This window comes from Pantoea sp. Mb-10 (assembly GCF_021272205.1).
Classification (GTDB): domain Bacteria; phylum Pseudomonadota; class Gammaproteobacteria; order Enterobacterales; family Enterobacteriaceae; genus Pantoea.
The window spans coordinates 175,834-193,986 of record NZ_JAJSDX010000004.1 but is presented as its reverse complement, the minus strand read 5'-3'; the positions used below and the strand labels follow the sequence as shown (position 1 = coordinate 193,986).

Here is an 18,153-nt window from a genome sequence, read left to right as displayed (position 1 = left end):
TCGGTTTGCGGGAATTAAATATCCCCGACCCGAAGGGGTGCAGAACAACTACGCCAGGTAGGTGTAACCTTTGGGTCGGGGACGGTGCAGACTATGCAAATTTTGGTACAGCTTCACAAGCGAGAGATCTCTGAATCAGGCGTCATTTCGTGTGCTTTGCTGAAAGTTTATGCGCCAGGTAAAGCTGAAGATAAAGCAGGTCAGCTGCATCCACTACGGTCATGTACCAGCGCGGGTGATGGTAGTCATCTTCAGTTGGCCAACTCAGGTGACTATTCACTGTAATCAGTAAATCAATCGAGCTGCAGAGCTTGCCTTTGAAGTTAAGCGCGAGGCATGAATGACTGCCAACACGTTGCGGATGGCTGGTGATCTGCACGGGAGGATTCACGCGCGTACGGATTTCATCGCAAAGCCTGTCAAGTAAACCCAGATCGCTGCTCAGGATTTCAGGTTCACCCTGCGGCATTAAAGTAAAAAGCGTGCGCGCAGCCTGGCGGGAAATCGTCGTGGTGATGCGGGGTACGGGATATTTTAGTTTTAACATACGGCTCCCTGATTATGCGGTGGCAGACTTGAGGCCACGCGCCGCATCGAGCTGGCGCGCAACGATCACTGCAGCTTCCAGCTCACTACAGCTATGCTCTTTCATCAACTTACGACGCTCGGCTTTTTCCTCTTTTTCGGTCATGCCAAGAGCAAGGTAGAGGCTGGGCGGCACGGCCCGGAACAGCGCTTCGGTTTTCTTCGACAACACCACGCCTTCGGTGTAACAACGCGGCAGCTTACTGGCGGAGAGAAGCACGGACTTTTGCTCATCGCTCAGCTTCTTAAAGCGCGCGATTTGCTCCACTTCATCAGGCGGCATCGTCAGGCACAGCCACCATTCGGCCATATTGAGCATCTTCTCTGCGATGTCCGGGTAATCCGCCAGGTTCTGCGTCGCCATCCACAGCCAGGCACCGAGCTTACGCCACATTTTGACCACCTTGGTCATATACGGAGACAGCAGCGGATTGGTGGTGGTGATGTGCGCTTCATCGATGGTGAAGACAATTTCGCGGTCCAGATACTGGTCGCGTTCGGCGATGTTGTTGATGGTGTTTACCAGTGAAACCATCGCCAGCGCCATCTGCGCACCGTAGTTCTCTCGCGCCAGCGTACCCAAATCGATAAGCGTGACATCGGCTTCCGGCCACGGCGTGCCGGGACGGTTGAACAACTCGCCTTCAAAGCCGCTGGTGAACATCGACATCGCACCGGCCATTTCATCGGCGCGCGCGCGGCGGCGTTCGGTCAGCAAAGGCTGGCCGCTGCTATCTACACTGTTATCGCGCGCGATGGCAAACAACGCGGTTTGCAGATCTTGAGCAATCATCTGGCGCGACTCGTTGTAGCTGGTCTGCGCCGCCATCATAATGGCTTCACGGATCAGGCCACGGTCAGAGCGCGTTAACCGTTCCTCTTCGCGCTTTTCGCCGCCGGTAATCATCATGCGCGCGGCGATCTCCATTTCACCGAGGATGTCGCGCTGTTCATCGCCATCATCTTCATCGGCATCCGGGATGTCGGCTTCGTTGAGCTGCAGCTGTTCCGGTTTGAGGTCGAGCAACTGATGCGCGTCGGCGAACAGCGCCAGACTGACGCCGCAGCCGGGACGAATGCTGATTTTATTCACCGTCAGGCCAAGGCTTTCGCAATAGTCGGCATACAGGCCAAATGAGTTACCGGCTTCAGCGATAAACAGACGCGGGCGGTGAATGGCCATTAGCTGAGAGAGTGCGGCGCACAACGTGGCCGACTTACCCGCACCGGTTGGGCCGAACAGCAGCATATGTGCATTCTGCGTGCGATCCTGCTTATTCATAGGGTCGAAAGTCAGCGGTTCGCCGCCGCGATTAAAGAAGCTGAAACCGGGATGACCGCTACCGGTCGCGCGGCCAGTCACCGGTAATAAACCCGCCAGATGCTGCACCCACGTCAGGCGCGTATACCAGTGACGACGATCTTTCTGTGGGTTGAAGCACATCGGCAGCGCGCGCAGCCAGGTATTCAGCGGTGAGACGTTGTATTCCGGGCGCACCGGCTGCAGGCCAGCGGTCAGCAGCACCGCCGACATGTTTTGCTGGCGTCGATTGAGGTCGGCCAGATCGTTGCCGCGCAGCATGAAAGTAAGCGCCCCGCGATACAGCTTGTGACGGCGGCCAAGATACTCTTTCACTTCGCGCACATCCTCGCGCACGCGCCCGGATTCGGTGTTTTCACCCACGGCGTTTTTGGCCAGCTTAATGAAGTCGTTTTCCAGCACATCCTGCGGCTGGGAAACGATGGTTAGTGAAACTACCGTGCATTCGGGCAGCAAATCCATCAGCGCGTTGATGTGCTCGCCGCGTGCCACTTCGCCGGTCAGCATGCCGGGTTCGGGCGGACGGCGCAGACGCTCGATAGCAATTGCACGATGAGGCTTATTGTCGAACCACCACACACCGTTTTCCATGTCGGAACGCGGCGGCGTGTACCACAGCGTTTCGGCAAAATCGTTGGTCATCGGTAGCTCACCAGCTTCTACATCGTGATGCTTCGCTGCGGCGTAAAACGCTTCTTTACTCAAGCCATGCTGCGGATCGGGATTAAACAGACGCAACAGCCATTCATGGATCTTCGCGCCGGTTTGCCGCTGGCAGGCAACGCCCGACGCGCCGAGCGATGCCGCCAGTCGGTCACAAACCTGATTCAACATCGTAACGGGCGGCAGCGCGTGAACGTCTTTCACACCTTTGGCAGCGCCTGGCACCCAGCGATAAACCACCATGCGCGTGCGGCGCTGCTGCCCGCGCCACGGCTGACCAGTGACCAGCGTGTCGCGGAACAAGCCTGTTGGAATGGCAATGTTCCGCAAATGGCGCTCGGTTTCACCCAGCCAGGCATTGGTAAAATCTGTGCCGCGCGCCCAGGGTTTCACATATTCTTTGACCGTGTGCAGATAGGCGGCAGGATCGTCTTCATCCTGGCAGAAGAACTGCACCACCCACGGCGAGATGTCGTCTTCTTCCAGACTGTCCTGCAGCGCATCTTCAACCTGATCGCGAATTTCCTCCAGGCGCGCGGCGGTGCGCCCCTCGGACGAAATCGGCGTGATGGTATAAACCGCGCCGACCGAAATGCCGTCATCAAGCAGCAGGCATTTATCTTCCGGCAGATATTCGGCCCACGGCAGGTAATCAATGATGGAAGGTTTGGCGTGATACAGCGCCGCTTCATCCTGCACCGTCATTTTGCCGGGGCGCGGCAGTGGCTGCGGCTGGCTGCTTGCAGAAATCTGCTCGGTGACTGAGGCAGGCTTTTTAAACAGGGAAAACATCATTACAGATCCTCCGTGCGCTCACCCGGCAAGGCGTATTGCACCTGGCTGTAAAACGGGAATACCGTGCTGTAACCGGGAACCGGCGAATTGCCACCGGCAAGATGCGGAAACACATACATCACCATGTCAGGGTTAGGCAGGCGCGGGAACTGCTGTGTGATCTCGCTTTCCTGCGTGCGGCTGTAAGAATGGTCGAGTTTGTCGGCGCGCTGATCTTCTGTTTCACTCAGAGGACGGCGCAGCGCTTCACGTCCCTGCGCGCCACGCTGAGCTGAACCGCTCGCACCTTTGCCTTGCCACAGCTCCAGCATGCTGCTGTCGCCTGCAGGCAGCATCTCTTCTTTTGAGGTACTGCAGCCTGAAATGACCGAAACCAGCGCGGCGAGCGCGATCGGCATAAATGCTCTGTTCATTCGCTATCCCCTTAGTCCAGCCCGATGCGCGCGGCATTACCCGGTACGCTGAAGTTGTAACGCACCTTGCGACCTTTATCTTCGTAATCGATCGCCAGCTGCTGCGTGATGTGAACAGCCAGATTCGCGCCTGGTGGCACATAAACCGCATCGAAGGTTTGCCCGTAACGCTGTTTCACCCATTCGGAAACATCACCAACGCCACCGGCAATCGCTTTGCCCATCGCAGCTTGACCGGCATCGCCGGTGAGCGTGGAAGTCACGCCGCCATAAGCATTGGTTTGCCCGGTACGCTGATTTTCGTTGAGCGCTTCACCCGCAGCGGCTGCGCCGGAAAGAGCGAAGAGGGTCGGCAGGTAAGTTGATGCGTTGGATTTGCGCGTGCCGCTGATGCAGGGAATCCCGGCTTCATCCGAAATCCAGCCAATGCCGCCGTCCTGCTTTTTGCCGCCATCCTGGCCGTTGCTCTTGCCGTTGTTATCAGGGCGCGGCAGCGTGCGCACCCGGCCATTGCTAAAGACGAAGGTGATAGAGTTCACCTGTCCGCGCACGCAGGAGAGCGTCCAGTCGCCGGATGCGGTGCCGGAAACAATCGCGCCTTCAACATCGGGTAAATCGATGCCGTTGGCTGTCAGGTTGTCGCGGCCAATCAGTACTTTGAATGGATAAGGATCGGTGACGGTGCCATTGATTGGAACGCGTCCCAGCAGCGCGGTCATGCCTTTGCTGCCAATTAACGTGGAGTTTTCCGGCAGCGTATACACCGGTTCGGTGCTTTCCTCCTCTTTCTGGCTGTTGGAGTAGCCTTTTACCTTCTGTTCGTAGTTGCTTTTGCTCTTACTCAACGCGTTATCACCGAGGAACGAGGTCGGGAATCCACCGATTACTGATTTGCCATCGCTGGATGTTGTGCCCGCTTCCGTGCCGCTGCGCTGATCGCTGGGTGAAACCCACATCACGCCATCATTAGTGTTGCCACTGGCAACATCATCCAGACCGAGCCCCAGAGGAATATCGCTGTTGCTCTGATCCTGCTTCTCGGACGCCATGCGCTTGGCCAGCTGATTACTCAGCTCCTGTACTTTACTGGTCAGCGATTGCTGTTCCTGTTGCAGCTGCTGGCGGCGATCTTCGGCAACTTTTTGATAGTTCGATACCGCTTCGTTTACCTGTCCGGCAACGTTCTGATTACGCGTACGCAGCCGCTCGTTCTCTTTAACCAGGTCGAGATTCTGGCGGTCGAGCGTTTCCTGCTTACCGCGAATGGTTTTGAGCGTGCCGACCAGCGTGCGTAGCGTATCTTCTGGCGTATCACCTTCGACGCCCAGCGCCTTAAGTTCGGCAGGCGTCAGATCGGCCAGCGCTTTGGGCTTTTCTGGCGTGGCGCTGGTTTTCTCCGCCTCACTTTTTATGCTGCAACTTTTTATGCCCACCGCAACGCCCGCGAGAAGAAAGACCGGCACCAGCACTTTGACCAGCGTGTTCGATTTAATCTGCATGCTGTTTACCTCGCGCTTTGCGGCTTACCTTCGCTTCAGGAATCAATGCGTTTTCGGGGCGCGAATCCATTACCAGATAGAGCATGGTGGTGTCTTCAGGCGTGCCGACTAAACCGAGGAAACGATGCTGGAAAGTAGCGGAGACAAACTTGCCCTGCAGTGAGCGCGGATCGAGAATGATTTTGCGGCTGGTCATGTTGCGAACGCGAAATGCCACCACGTTCTGATTTTGTACCGCCCACGCCGCGATGGGCTGGATCTTTAATGGTTCGGCGGGATAGAGCGTAGTAATGCGGCTGGGTAAATGCAGCGGCAGCGAACGTACACCGGGAACCGGCTCTACCGTGCGCAGCGGCGCATACAATCGCTGCGACGCGTAACGTGTTAGCAGGACCGGTAATGGCGCAGAGTAGCTGACTTTCTTCTCTTCTTTGGCAGCTTCAGCTTGCCCAAGGTTTGTATCGGCTTCGCTGTCGCCATCTTCATAAACCAGCTTCACCGGCTCGGCTGAACCCTTCGCACCTGCGGTGACATCGAGCATGATGATCTCGCCGTTCTCGACATCCTGCAGCTGGATGCGGGTCTGGGAAAACGCTTCGTTCGCTTTCAGGTAAACCGCGCCGCCTGTGCTTTGCACACGCAGCTTGCTCTTTAGCGCAGGTGCGATGCCGACGCGCACGTTTTTATCGACGAACACCACGCGCTCCTGACCAACCTTTAACGTGACCTGCAGCGGGATGCGCTCCCACTTCATTAATTCAACCGCCTGAACCGTATTCGGCACAAGTGTTGCCACTGGCAACACCGCCAACATCAGCCTGCAGGCAACATGCAATCTGGTGAGCGTCATCATTCAAACATCCCCTTATGCTCAGGCTTCGGCTGCGGTGGTGCGGCTTCGAGTCTTTGTGGTACGCCGTCGTAGCAATCCAGCGCCAGACCAAACTGATTGGTTTCGGGATCGCCATTCCAGCGGGTGACTTTCATCGGATATCGCACCATCGCGCGCTTAACCGGCTCGGTATGGAAATACTCATCAGCGACTAGATCCAGACGCGCCACCCAGTTATCACGGTCTCGCACCGAGACACTTTTACTGCTGTAACCACGCTCGGGGATTTCGTACACCACACGCACACGGTCAATCAGCTCGTTGCGGTTGGTGCGCTCGGTGGCATCTCTTTCCAGGAAGTCTTTGCAGGCCGGGGTCAGGTAAGCAGATAACGCGCGGATCTTGGTGGGATAATCAGTTTCACCATTTTTTGGCCAGGAGTTGAGCTGCTGAAATATATAGAAGGCAAAGGCGTAAACCGATGATGGCGGCACTTCCCACCACGGGCGCGTGCTGCCGGTGCGCAAATCTGGCGGGTTATGAATGGTCATGCTGCGAGGGGCGAGCATCCAGCCAGTTGAGGTGATCAGCACCAACAGAACAAGGAAAGCACAAGCGATGCGCAGCGATTTGATGTGCTGATCGCTGCGTTGAATAGCATTGCGGAACTGGCTCATTTTCCGGCTCCCTTCGGTGTACGGCGCAGAGACCAGCTGTGTGAGCTGATGATGAGAGAGCGATCGCCGTAGCCCATGCGACGTTTCTTCTCCTCCAGCCGCTGCCAGATATAGTTTTCTGGCTTGCCGCGTTTAAGGCGGGCCATCCAGCGCCCGCCAAACGCAATGAGTAGTAACGGCATGAGCAGCATTCCCGTAGGGATGATGACCCAGCCAAGCAGTGGAAAAAACGGCAGACACACCACACCTCCAACCGCTAATCCCATCAATGCCGCCAGCCCCAATTCCGGCGTGGTGAAACCACGAAATACGACAGGTTCGGCATTCAGTCGATCGGGCAGGAAACGGATGGTCTGCATGCGTATCCCCTTACAGAATGATTTCGGCAGACTGACCGAGCAGCCAGATCGTCGCGACCAGTAACACGACGCCGGTTGCTACGATGGAGCCAAACTTGGTCCAGGTGGCGCGCTCGTTACGCACTTCAACGAACGTATGCACCGCACTGGTTGCAACGTTGATAAATGCCACTGCACAAACCAGCAGACCCGCGAACACGATGAAGTCTTGAGCGTAACCTTTGATCTGGCCCATCAATCCGGTACCGCCGCTGGACTCTGGCGCTTCAACGGTAGGCAGATCGGCCAGCGCCGGTTTGCAAGACAACCAGGCCAGAATCAACCCGGAACCCAGACGCATGACCTGACGGTCTTTGAAATGAGACAAGCGAACTAACTTTGATTTCATGGAACATTCCTCTTTGACGGGTAAAGGCACTTCGAAAATGTCTACGTTAGCTGGCGAACATCCAGATGCAGACGATCAGTAAAGCCATAGAACGGATAACAAATCGGGCAAGCGCGGCATCCCGAACTTTGGTATTTGCCCAGCCATGCCAGACATCCACCGCCGCCCATGCTGCCCAGAGAAACAGCACGCACAGTAGTAGCCCAACGGACACCAGATACAGAACGCTAATATCGATGTTGCCGGATGCCGTTTTAAAAGCGTTGATCTGCGCGGCAGTCATCGCCATAGCGGACGGCCTCGCGTGTAATCGCCGCTGACCTTGCCATAATCCAGCGGTTGCGCACGTGAAGGCTGCGTGTAGCGGTCGATGCCTGCACGCATGGTGTTGAGGTCTTCATTGGCTTTCTTGTAATCGAACAGGTAACGGCGGCGGTTGTTGGGATCGGACTGCGCGGCGACGGTGCGGGCCCGGTCAAGGGAGAGCTGGACTTGGTCGAGCAGGCGTTGGGTGGTGGCGAGTTCGTCTAATTCTGAAGCACGAGATAATAACGGGATAATTAAAATCAGAGATATCAGTAATCGATTATTTTTACCCAAAAAAAGAACTTTTTTCATATCGGCACCTCCAAAGTTTGTGCTGTTGATTGTTCTTAATAAAATCATATGTATCCAATGTTTAATCGTTATGTTAACTTTAAATTTAACCTACCACCTGAAATAGCCTTGTGACTAAAATGTTTAATTTAGATTGGTTGAATGGATACGAAATTGTTTATGCGAGTGAACTAAATTCGGAAGTATTTATAAATGAAAAAGGCAATTGCAGATTTTGCAAAAGAAATGAACCAGAAGTTTCCTTTCGCAAGTTGGCTCATGTCGTGCCTGATTTTCTTGGTAATAAATATCTATTTTCAGTTGATGAGTGCGATGCGTGCAATCAGAAGTTTGGTAATACTATAGAAACTGACTTGGCGAATTTCATAGGCATTCACAGAACATTAACAGTTATTGAGGGTAAAAAAGGAGTACCTAAAAAACACTTTCAGAAGGAAAGGGAGAGGGTATATTTAGGGAAGAGTAATGTTTTGGAGTTTGTATCAAGAGAAAGTGGCTCATCGATATCTCTTGATAAGGAAAACAAAACCGTGACTGTAAGATCTAAAAAAGAACCCTACTATCCTTTTGGTGTATTTAAGGCTTTAATGAAAGTAGCTCTAAATATAATCCCAAAGGAGTATCTAAGTGAATATTCCGAAGCATTGGAATGGGTGCAAGAGGCACATTCCAACCCTATATTCATACATCCAGATCTTATTCAGGGCTTCTACACTTTCATTCCCGGCTTCAATCCATTTCCAGATATAAATATTTTAATAATTAAGAGATTGGATTTCGTCCATGACATGCCTTACATGATATTCAGGATTTGTTTTAAAAATTTCATATACCAAATCCCTCTATGGCGTGGCACCAAGGATATCCCGTTAATAGGAGAGCGCCACGGAAAAATCTCAATGAAGTTAATTCCAAATTACCATGACTACTGTGGACGAAAACAGTTATTTGGATCTTCCAGAAGCAAGCTTATTAAACTTGGAGGGCATGAGAAAATTTTCTCAGAAGAAGAGAGTTTTGAGTTCTCATTCGATGAAATGCAACCAGTGGAGATCAATGGGATGACAATAAATAATAAAGACGAAGTTGAGTATGGGAAAATTTCCAAAATAAACAATAAATACTGATGAATTTTATTGACAACATTTAGGCTTCGTGTATATTTCTAAACGTTACTGAGACACCCTTCTTCAGCATTAATCGCCGTTGGCAATTTGTCCATTGGGGATAAATGCCTGATAGAGGGTATTTAATATGTCATTCACTAAAAAAAATAACGTCGTTCCTGTTCGCCAGTACCAACGTTATCGTTTTGACAAATGGGAAACGGTTTGTAAGCACACCCGCTCCTATCCAAAGCGTTAGTAATTTCGGTGTCTCAGTAACCCCTTCCTGTTGTAACAATGTAAATCTGAACTTAATTTTTTAAGTTTAGCTTGATGTTCCATCTATGCATTCATATAACCAAAGGAATAAACCGTTTATTTCTCTGATGGATTTAATTAGATAAGCCGCTGAAATGGTAATGTTATCTTTTTTTAGAGAAAGTTCCGGTTCATTATTTACGATAGTTTGTAATTTGTCAGTTGAAGTCATTTTATTAATGTCTCCATTGGCATGAACTATGCAGTTCCTCACTTTGTTAAATTCGGTAATGAATTGCCACTCTTGTGATTGCCCAAAGTCTATGCCCATTAATTTTGTTAAATATTTTTTTGCTTTGTGAATGCCATCACCATTAAAGTCGGCAACTGATATGTTCGTTCCTTTCATTTTTTGACAGAGATTGCAAAAATCATTTAGGTTATGTTCTAGGGATGAGTACAATGAAACTAAAGTGGATTTATTAAATATATTTGGCTGTATTTCAATTAAGAAATTGTACTGTTCGGAGTAATAATCATCTAAGTATTCAATGTAATCACTTTGAGCATCCTTTTTTTCATCTTCATAGGCTTTTTGTAAATTTAATAAATCAACTGCTTGCCGGGGAGGTGTTTGGTTAATATATTTCTCAAAGTCATCGAGTTGTGCTTGAAGTGAATGTTTTGATAATTGTGCCAAGAGTTTATTTTTATTCATAAAGATTTCATCCAATTGAAAGGGCTATAAAAATTCGTCATGCATTCAATCACAGGCCATAAAAATCAAGTTTTTCACTCATATGTTATAGCAGGCCATGATTCAATAATATTGAATGTAACTTATTCACTCAAAGCAGTCATTCGATTCATCGCATTAATATTAAACTCTTTATGTCCTTGGGCTACGGGGAGCTCTCCAACGTGGACGGAGTTTACCGCTTACAATGTAATATTTTCTTGGTATACCGTGAATCTGCCGCGCCGCATTCGCGGCTTGCCTGCTAACGACAGCGCACAAAGTCGAGCTTTGCACGCTGTCGTCCAGCTCATAAATACTTCTTGAACGAAGCTGTCAGCACCGCCAGTGCCATTCCCAGCATCAGCGCGGCAGGCAGCAACAACAGATTTGGATACACAGCCGATGGCCACGAGAGATACACCATGCAGGGCACATAGAACGCGGGTTTAACGAAGCGTTTAGCATGGTGATAAACAAAGCTGGATTCATATGCCGCGCCATAACGTCGCAAATCTCGCCGCCCCAGTCCATCAACCACCGCGACCAGCACTACCATCAGAAACAGCGGTATTGAAAGCACCAAAATCGTCACACGAATCAGCGTCACCACCGCGACATAAACCGTAGCCAACAGATATTCCTGCAGTGCCAATGCCAGCCAGCGGCTACCGGCACTCAAACCGGCAGCAACTGCATTACCACCGCTTTCCATTGCCTGATTCTGCTGCGCGATCCATCCCTGCAAACCGCTATCGACAACTAGCCACTGGTAAACTTGTGTTACCCAGGCAGTGACCGTAACCGTTGGCTGTGACAGCAGCAGGCTGCGCGTGAACTCAGTGGAGAGATAGCCGCTCTCGATCTGCATCACCTGCTGGCTATGCGCCGCACCTTGATCTGGCCAGAAGAATGCAATGCCGATGTACTCCATTACCAAGCTGAAGAACAGCGAAGCCAGCAGCATACCAATCAGCTTCCACGGCCATCCCCAAAGCAGATTAAACAGAAAACCATGTTCTTTGGGCTGCTGAACGCGAGCTGGCGGTGCTGAAGTGTTTGGTGGTGGCATCATTCACCTCCCGGCGGTTCTGTGCCAGCAGCACCAGACCACCAGGCTTCACTGGTGCGGTAATTACGGCGCATCTCAGCAGCGATCTTCTGCAGGCTTTCCGGCATTAAATCGGTTTTATCAGCGGCAGGCAGCGGCATGCGAATCTTCCATAGCTGGCCGCCTTCCAGCAGTGCGAACGCCTGGCCTTTGGGCAGATTGATGATGTCAGCCGGAGTGAGCATCGGCGTTTTAACCATGCTCACACGGTCCTGCGTGTTGGAGGTGAAATCGGTGCCTTGCTCCTGATTGGTAATATCGGTGTAACCAGAAACCAGCGTTTTGGAATACACATCCACTTCAGGCAGCTGGCTGGTTAGCAGCTCGGCGGTGCGGTTCTCACGCACCCGCAGCATGATCAGCGTGTTAAAGTTGCCCGTGACCTGCGCGGCTTTGGCGCTGCTGCCAATGCGCGCTTCAATATCAGAAATCGTTTGGGTATAAGCCGTCACCTCGATGCCTGCGCCGCCGCCTTTGTTAATCAGCGGAATGAACTCATCACCCATCAGTTCATTGAACTCGTCACAGTGCAGGCTGATCGGCAACTTGCCGTCGCCATTTTCCGGCAGGCCGTCATTGATGCCGTGCTTGTAGATATGCCCCGCGATACTCACCAAATCAGCGAACATGCTGTTTCCAACGGCAGCGCCGACTTCACTGTCAGAGAGCGCATCCAGACCGACATAAACGATGCCGCGCTGGCGAATCACCTGTTGCCAGTCGAAAATGGGGCGCGGATCATCGAGGTCTTCATAGTCTGGAGAAAGCAGCGCCGCCGTTTTGCCGGTGGTGAGTTTTTCCAGTAGCGGCAGCAGTGAGGCGACGATTTTATCGAAATAGGTTCGGTCATAACGCACTGCGGAGCGCAACCCTTCAAGGATAGGATCATAGAGCTTTTTACCGGCTTCAGAACTCAGCGCCAGCTCCATTGCCCAGATACGCGTGGCGTTTGATTGCCCCTGCATATTACGCGGCAGATCCTTCTCCTTCAGCACATTGCTGCCATTCTCGATTTTGCTGCGTAGCTCTGGCAGATGCTTATCAACCAGATGTTCCACGTAGCGCTGATAGAGCTCGCCGATGTTGGTGACGTAGCGAAGAATCAGCGAGTAATCGGGGCGCTGGCCAAGTGCAACAAGCGCGCGTGTCACGATGTTGACGAACCGCCAGGCAAACTCGCGAAACGCGGCGCTGTTACCTTCAGCGCCTAATTGACCTGCAATGCGCGAAGCCACTTCCGACACGCGCCCAAACCGGCCAACCGCGTTGTAACGTGCTGAGATCTCTGGCCAGCCAAGATGGAAAACGTGGAAGTCATCCTGACGACCGGCGCGGTGCGCTTCAGCCCACATGCGTTTTAGCAAATCGGCATCGCCTTTGGGGTCGAAGACGATGGTGATATTGCCGCGCCGAATATCCTGCGTGACCAGCAACTCTTCCAGCCGGGTTTTGCCCACGCGCGTGGTGCCAACGACTAAGGTATGCCCAATGCGCTCGCGGAGATCCATCGATACATCGCGCTCATTCGGTTCGATGCCGTGCAGCGCCGGATTGCCGCCAACCGGTGGCAACGGACGAACCGGATTCAGCGGCGTATCTGCTGAAATCAGCGAAGGCAGCCAGGGCAGAGAATGTTCGCACGCACGCTCAAGCCTACGTGCGTACTGATAGATCTTCGCTGGCTGCACATACTTCTCGACTTCTGGCCGACGCGTATCGAGCAGGCGCTGAGTGTGTTTCTGCTGCCACAGAAAACCTTTGCCCAGGAACAGCAGGTGATTGCTTACTGGAACCTGGCGGCTGGTCATCACATAGCGCGGCAATCGGCGCAGGTTTCTGCGATATCTTATCACCTGACATCCCTGACGGGCACGAACGGCGGCCAGCACCGCAAAGCCGGTTGCGGTGACATAACTGACAGAAGGCGACAATGCGACAGCCCAGGGCGCTGCCACGCAAACATAGCTGGCGGTGGCAGCTACCAATGTGGTATTGAACTCAACTGCGGGACGTAATAGCGCTTCAATAACATAGCGATCGCTCATAACAGTGACTCACTTTTGGCAGGATTCCGGCATGCTGCGCGTGGGGTGAGGCAGATTGCGCCAGCACCAGTAAGCGCGCAGCAGGGCCATAGAAAGGATGAAGAATAGTGGAAGGAGCATCAGCGATGCATGGGACATTCCATGCAATCCGGCGAATCCCATCACTGGGCTGAAACCTGCTGGCTTAGTGAGTGCTCAGTGATCAGCACCGGGTAATGTTCCAGCTTGAGGCGGTGCGCCAAATCGCTACCTGATACTGGTGCAAGCTGCAGAGCAGGCGCAATCTGACGCAGCTGCTGCAACGATGCAGAGCTGCTGACGTTTACCACCATCCCAACCGCTCCACGACGGCTAAGCAGTGCAGCATTTCGCGAAAGCCATTCCTGCGATTGAGCATCATCGCCAACCAGAAACAGCGCACCAATTCCTGGCAGTTTCAGCGTGCGCGGCTCAATAATGCCTGGAGTGAGTTCAGGTGTTGCCACTGGCAACACTGAACCTTCACTGTAATCAGCTTGGATTGATTGCTGTTGTGGCTGAGGCTTAGCGTTGATTCCTTCATAGAACGTAGTTGCCGATTGACCGCCGAGATCAGCGATAACGTTGAGTTCCGCATTTGAGAGAAATGGCAACGCGGCGATCGCGCCAGCCAGCATCAATTTTTTCATTGCTGCCTCCGGGGTTCTGTCCAGATGATTTCGGTTGAAGGTGTTTGGTTACTCGCGAGGTTAGCGGGAGCCTGTGTTGCGATTGGACGAGGTGGAGCAGGTGTTAGTGAAGCCAGCTTTTGGCTGACAATCTGCCGATAGCGCGCTGCAGGTTTACCGCCAGCCGGATGGTGATAGCAGCCAGCGGCTTTTAACCAACTGCCTGGGCTGCGTTCCCAGCACTCGCGAAGAATGCGCGCCGCTGCGTTCAGGTTGATGTAAGGATCAAACGCATCCCACGTTGAGCTGAAGCGGTGCCCATTCCAGCCAAGATTGACTTGCGCGATGCCGACATCGATTCTCTTCAGCGGATGGCCTTTCATAAACTGCTGTAGCGCCTGCCAGGCTGCTTGTCTGCTTTCGTAGCGGTAACCTTTTCCTGCGACGTTGATTGTCCAGGGCCAAGGTCGCGTTCCGTGTGGTAGCTGCCGAGATGATTCAGCCAACGCCAGCGAGTAAAGTGATTCAGCGGGAACGCCATGCTGCAGCGCAACTTTCTGATAGCCCGATGGCACGCTTTGCATGTTGGTTGACGCCACTGAGCTGGCGGCAATCAACAATAAAGCGATGGTTAGAACGCTGCGATATGCCATCCGCTTTCCCCCTGCTGGAGAAGAACCGGCATGATGCCGTTGCCGTAACGCATCCAGCGGCCTGCATCGTGGTTTAGGGTGATGCGGCGCTCGCGAACCTGTTCGGCGGGAATGCGATGTTGCTGCGCCCAGCGGCGGAGTTTCTGATCGCTGCCTTCACTATCGACAAGGTAGATATCAACGGGGCGTTTATCCGCGAGAACGGCGGAGAGTCGGGCATCGCAGCGCTGGCAATCGGCTTCGCGCACGAACAGCGCGAGTCGGCCACCGGAATCATGTGCGATACCTGCGGCGTTACCCATGTTGACCGGCAGCATGTTGGGCATCAAGCGCTTCCAGGCAGCATCAACTTCGCGCTGGAATTTGAGCTCCTTTTCCGTGCGCTCGTATTCTTGTTTAACCCAGAGTTCGGCGTAGTGGCGGCGTTCGGTGTCGTTGCGGGCTTCAATTCCGAGAGAGCTTAAAGGATCTAAATTTGGTGATTGATAACCTCTAGGGCCAGATTTTAATAATTGATAGCGTGTGTACTCTTCATTATTTATCCCCCATAGTGCGTTAACTTTAGATTCTTTTGTTTCTGTGTGTTTATAAGGAGTGGCAAAAGCACCCTCTGACATTATTGCTAGAGATAGTGCTGCAGTGATTGTTAAGTTCAGGGTGTTCATTACTTCCTTCCTAATCAATACTTGATAAACGACACGGTATTAAATGGCAAGGGAGTGTGGAAATATAAAATAAATTTAGATATGGGTAATTAAAGGCAATCATCATCTCAATGAGTAAATGATTGCCTTTTAAAATTAAACTCTCGATGTTTTCTTAAAATAGTTTGCGCTAATCTTATCTTCAATTGATTGATAACTATCAATAAACTGGATGTCGACGTGATTTCTATACTTTGTAGCGAATTCTTCCGCTTTACCATCAGTTTTTTTTCTGTCGGCAGTTGCAAAGAAGAATTTATGGTATCTTCGGGGCGAGACACCTTCGAACTGAATAAAAGAAACTTTATCGGGATTGACACTATTCGAATCGTTTATTGCATCATCATGGAGATCTAACGCAAGACTTTTTTCATAAGGCTCAATATAAATCACCTCTTTAATCCCAGCGGCAACAATATGTCTAGCACAGTTATGGCAAGGGAATGTGGTCGTAAACATCAGCTTGCCACTTGTTGATGAATCGCCTGTTCTCGCTAATGTTGTGATTGCATCCATTTCTGCATGTATGGCGCGAGAATACTCGATTAATGATCCAATTGGTGTGTTGTCAAAAATCTCTTCAGTTATTTTATCATACAATCCTTCAATTGGTAATCTATTGAAAATCTTGCTTTTTGAAATTTTATGAGTTGAAAGGAAATTCAAGACTTCCTTTCTAAGTTCACGAGTTATACCTTCTTTTATCTTGTTTTTATGGAGATCATTATAGCAGCGGCCACCTTTATGAATGCACCTGTAATCATTTTCTTCATCTTCATAGGTATATAATCCCCCTCCAGACTTAGGAACATCATTCCTACCCGTAGAAATTATATTCCCATGCTTATCTAATATTGCAGCTCCAACTTGCCTAGAAAGGCAGGCTGATTGTAGAGAGGCTGAGAATGCGACAAACATCCCTTTCTCTTGGAATGTAGGGGATATACCATTCTTTCCATGAATTAAATTAATGAAACGACTTATCTTTGAATCTAAGTTGGTTCTATGACTATGATTGTTTTTAACAAATAGATCCGCATCAAGTATGGTTTTTTCAACTTGCTGACCAAGTTTCCCACCAGATTTTCTATCCAAGTGTATCAATTCATCAATTTGCTCAGGTTTAACTGATTCATCTCTTAGATTTCTTTTTCTTTCCGACTCATTTCTTAATACACCGATTAGATAGAAATTATGCTGATATACCATTCTGAGTAGTTCGACTTCAGATGGATTTTTAAGCTGATCGACGAGATAAGCAATTTTTCCTTTAAATGCAGCCCCTTCGGGCTCATTAAGTTTACTCTTTATTTTTTCTTTAATTAATTTTATTTCAGAAATTGCAGCTTCGGCCAATATTTGTGGTGAATATTGCTTGCGCAAATCATTGCCTTGTTGCTGTCTTTTTTTATAGCGATCATACGGCCCATTGATAGTTGCTGGTTGGCTACTTATTGAATCCATAATTTTACTAAGCAAAATATGATGTACTTCATAACCAGATTTTATTAGATTGGTCTCAAATGATTCTCTAATTGATTTAATTCCTGCCCCGATCGGTCCGCAAAAGGCAATTATCAACTCATTAGACTGGCGTCCAGTGAGCATAGTGATGGAATCGGTGTTGTCTTGATTTGAACTGGTTGTTCCAGATTGCAGATTAGGAAGGTTTTTTGCTGTGTTTGAAGTCATAATGGTACTTCCGCTCACTTAAAAGCACCACTATATATAAGATTCTTTGAAGAGTGTTACTACTATTTACCAATTCAAATTTTCAGCACGAGTAATGATAGATTGTATGATCTTTTCTTCATCAGATGCTGATTTAGACTTAAAGCTAACAACTCCTTCAAAGTTATCTTTATGATTTGAAGGTTTTTTTTCTTCTTCTTTTTTTGTTGTAAGTTTAAATTCAACAATCATTAGACGCCCCTCGCAAAAAGTCCGGACATTCTACCCTTGACTAACATATCGTCAACCTCTAAAACCATCATCCGTACACTATAACGATAGTAATGCAAAGTACAGGGTTTTCAAGATTGTGCAATCCATTCGATTAACCGCATGATTTATAATGAAAAAGAAACACCCCTCGTGAGGGGTGTTAAGAATCTAAAATGAGTTATTAACGTAACTCTTAGTTTTTTGCGAATTTTTTGGTGGCTGAGTCTCACTCTTGTCAGCCTTAAAAACCATCGCCTGACCAATCTTGATCCAATCGACCTTTATAAGTCTGGCTTTCAAGCTAACCCGTTGTTCGCCTGCGTGGTCACCTTTGTTGAGCGTGAAAATGTCAGACGTCAGATTGCTGAGAGTAAACCCAAGCAGCACTTTCTGGTCCTCGTCTACGGCTTTCTGGCAGCGACTTATAAGCGACCGTGGCATCAAAGCGCACGTAGGTAGGGTTGTCAGTGGGGCCGCTTAGCGCATTAATCACCACGCTAAGGAAGCCGCCAGTGAGGGTTTCAATTCTGCGAATGTTGCTCAGATAACCCAGGCCCTTGATGTTGAGATTGAAATATTCAGTTTTGGTAGAAGCGGTGTTGGTGTTGTTTGCAGCGTTGTTGGTAGTGGTAGCAGTCATGATGTTTACTCCAGGAGTGGGAAATAGTGACGGAGAAACATTCATCCCTGACGGATAAATGCTTTCCGTCAGGAAGCGCGGATAGCTATGCCGCGCTGGCTGGTTAGTGCAAAGAACCTCATCACACAGGTGATATCCGCATTAAGAGGTTGAGCGGAT

The 18,153-nt window shown here is 50.5% G+C and carries 19 protein-coding genes and 1 pseudogene; 1 reads left to right on the top strand and 19 read right to left on the bottom strand.

The window, feature by feature from the left end; genetic code table 11:
* Nucleotides 1-142: 142 nt before the first annotated feature.
* From LU196_RS09705 to LU196_RS09660, 10 genes are read right to left on the bottom strand one after another with little or no spacing between them, the layout of a single operon-like run.
* Nucleotides 143-547 (bottom strand): hypothetical protein, encoded by a 405-nt coding sequence (locus tag LU196_RS09705; RefSeq protein WP_232759091.1) that lies wholly within the window; start codon nt 545-547, stop codon nt 143-145.
* A 12-nt stretch (nt 548-559) separates the two neighbouring features.
* Complete coding sequence (locus LU196_RS09700; protein ID WP_370640984.1) at nt 560-3,364, bottom strand: conjugative transfer ATPase; 2,805 nt, start codon at nt 3,362-3,364, stop codon at nt 560-562.
* Nucleotides 3,364-3,777, bottom strand: coding sequence for a TIGR03751 family conjugal transfer lipoprotein (locus LU196_RS09695; RefSeq protein ID WP_232759090.1), 414 nt, complete (start codon nt 3,775-3,777; stop codon nt 3,364-3,366). The genes LU196_RS09700 and LU196_RS09695 overlap by 1 nt, the downstream gene beginning before the upstream one ends.
* An 11-nt stretch (nt 3,778-3,788) precedes the next feature.
* A complete protein-coding gene (locus LU196_RS09690) occupies nt 3,789-5,276 on the bottom strand; it encodes a TIGR03752 family integrating conjugative element protein (RefSeq protein WP_232759089.1) in 1,488 nt (495 codons plus the stop codon).
* Nucleotides 5,266-6,129 carry a TIGR03749 family integrating conjugative element protein gene (locus LU196_RS09685; protein ID WP_370640983.1) on the bottom strand — a complete coding sequence of 288 codons (864 nt, stop codon included), beginning with the start codon at nt 6,127-6,129 and terminating at the stop codon, nt 5,266-5,268. The genes LU196_RS09690 and LU196_RS09685 overlap by 11 nt, the downstream gene beginning before the upstream one ends.
* Nucleotides 6,126-6,785 carry a PFL_4703 family integrating conjugative element protein gene (locus tag LU196_RS09680; protein ID WP_232759088.1) on the bottom strand — a complete coding sequence of 220 codons (660 nt, stop codon included), beginning with the start codon at nt 6,783-6,785 and terminating at the stop codon, nt 6,126-6,128. Before LU196_RS09680 ends, LU196_RS09685 begins: the two co-directional genes overlap by 4 nt.
* Nucleotides 6,782-7,144 (bottom strand): TIGR03750 family conjugal transfer protein, encoded by a 363-nt coding sequence (locus LU196_RS09675; protein WP_232759087.1) that lies wholly within the window; start codon nt 7,142-7,144, stop codon nt 6,782-6,784. Before LU196_RS09675 ends, LU196_RS09680 begins: the two co-directional genes overlap by 4 nt.
* A gap of 10 nt (nt 7,145-7,154) precedes the next feature.
* On the bottom strand, nt 7,155-7,532 hold the full coding sequence (locus LU196_RS09670) for a TIGR03745 family integrating conjugative element membrane protein (protein WP_232759086.1): 378 nt from the start codon (nt 7,530-7,532) through the stop codon (nt 7,155-7,157).
* Nucleotides 7,533-7,578: 46 nt separating this feature from the next.
* Nucleotides 7,579-7,821, bottom strand: coding sequence for a TIGR03758 family integrating conjugative element protein (locus LU196_RS09665; RefSeq protein WP_232759085.1), 243 nt, complete (start codon nt 7,819-7,821; stop codon nt 7,579-7,581).
* A complete protein-coding gene (locus LU196_RS09660) occupies nt 7,812-8,150 on the bottom strand; it encodes an RAQPRD family integrative conjugative element protein (protein ID WP_232759084.1) in 339 nt (112 codons plus the stop codon). The genes LU196_RS09665 and LU196_RS09660 overlap by 10 nt, the downstream gene beginning before the upstream one ends.
* A 119-nt stretch (nt 8,151-8,269) precedes the next feature.
* Here LU196_RS09660 and LU196_RS09655 point away from each other — a divergent pair, with 119 nt between their 5' ends.
* Nucleotides 8,270-9,277: an HNH endonuclease gene (locus LU196_RS09655; RefSeq protein WP_232759083.1), complete on the top strand. Its 1,008-nt coding sequence runs from the start codon at nt 8,270-8,272 to the stop codon at nt 9,275-9,277.
* A gap of 304 nt (nt 9,278-9,581) precedes the next feature.
* Here the strand turns inward: LU196_RS09655 and LU196_RS09650 are convergent, their stop codons facing one another.
* The 9 genes and pseudogenes from LU196_RS09650 to LU196_RS09610 form a co-directional block, all read right to left on the bottom strand.
* A complete protein-coding gene (locus tag LU196_RS09650) occupies nt 9,582-10,232 on the bottom strand; it encodes a hypothetical protein (protein ID WP_232759082.1) in 651 nt (216 codons plus the stop codon).
* A gap of 328 nt (nt 10,233-10,560) precedes the next feature.
* The gene (locus tag LU196_RS09645; protein WP_232759396.1) at nt 10,561-11,322 is read right to left on the bottom strand and encodes a TIGR03747 family integrating conjugative element membrane protein; all 762 of its coding nucleotides are present in this window, start codon (nt 11,320-11,322) and stop codon (nt 10,561-10,563) included.
* Entirely contained in the window at nt 11,322-13,406 is a 2,085-nt protein-coding gene (traD, locus tag LU196_RS09640) for a type IV conjugative transfer system coupling protein TraD (protein ID WP_232759081.1), read from the bottom strand. The genes LU196_RS09645 and traD overlap by 1 nt, the downstream gene beginning before the upstream one ends.
* A 161-nt stretch (nt 13,407-13,567) precedes the next feature.
* A complete protein-coding gene (locus LU196_RS09635) occupies nt 13,568-14,074 on the bottom strand; it encodes an integrating conjugative element protein (protein ID WP_232759080.1) in 507 nt (168 codons plus the stop codon).
* Nucleotides 14,071-14,706 carry a transglycosylase SLT domain-containing protein gene (locus LU196_RS09630; RefSeq protein ID WP_232759079.1) on the bottom strand — a complete coding sequence of 212 codons (636 nt, stop codon included), beginning with the start codon at nt 14,704-14,706 and terminating at the stop codon, nt 14,071-14,073. Before LU196_RS09630 ends, LU196_RS09635 begins: the two co-directional genes overlap by 4 nt.
* Nucleotides 14,685-15,371 carry a TIGR03759 family integrating conjugative element protein gene (locus LU196_RS09625; protein WP_232759078.1) on the bottom strand — a complete coding sequence of 229 codons (687 nt, stop codon included), beginning with the start codon at nt 15,369-15,371 and terminating at the stop codon, nt 14,685-14,687. The genes LU196_RS09630 and LU196_RS09625 overlap by 22 nt, the downstream gene beginning before the upstream one ends.
* Before the next feature lie 135 nt (nt 15,372-15,506).
* On the bottom strand, nt 15,507-17,102 hold the full coding sequence (locus LU196_RS09620) for an anti-phage dCTP deaminase (RefSeq protein ID WP_232759077.1): 1,596 nt from the start codon (nt 17,100-17,102) through the stop codon (nt 15,507-15,509).
* A 66-nt stretch (nt 17,103-17,168) separates the two neighbouring features.
* A complete protein-coding gene (locus LU196_RS09615) occupies nt 17,169-17,333 on the bottom strand; it encodes a hypothetical protein (protein WP_232759076.1) in 165 nt (54 codons plus the stop codon).
* Between the two features lie 189 nt (nt 17,334-17,522).
* Nucleotides 17,523-17,994: pseudogene (locus LU196_RS09610) on the bottom strand (STY4534 family ICE replication protein).
* Nucleotides 17,995-18,153 lie beyond the last annotated feature (159 nt).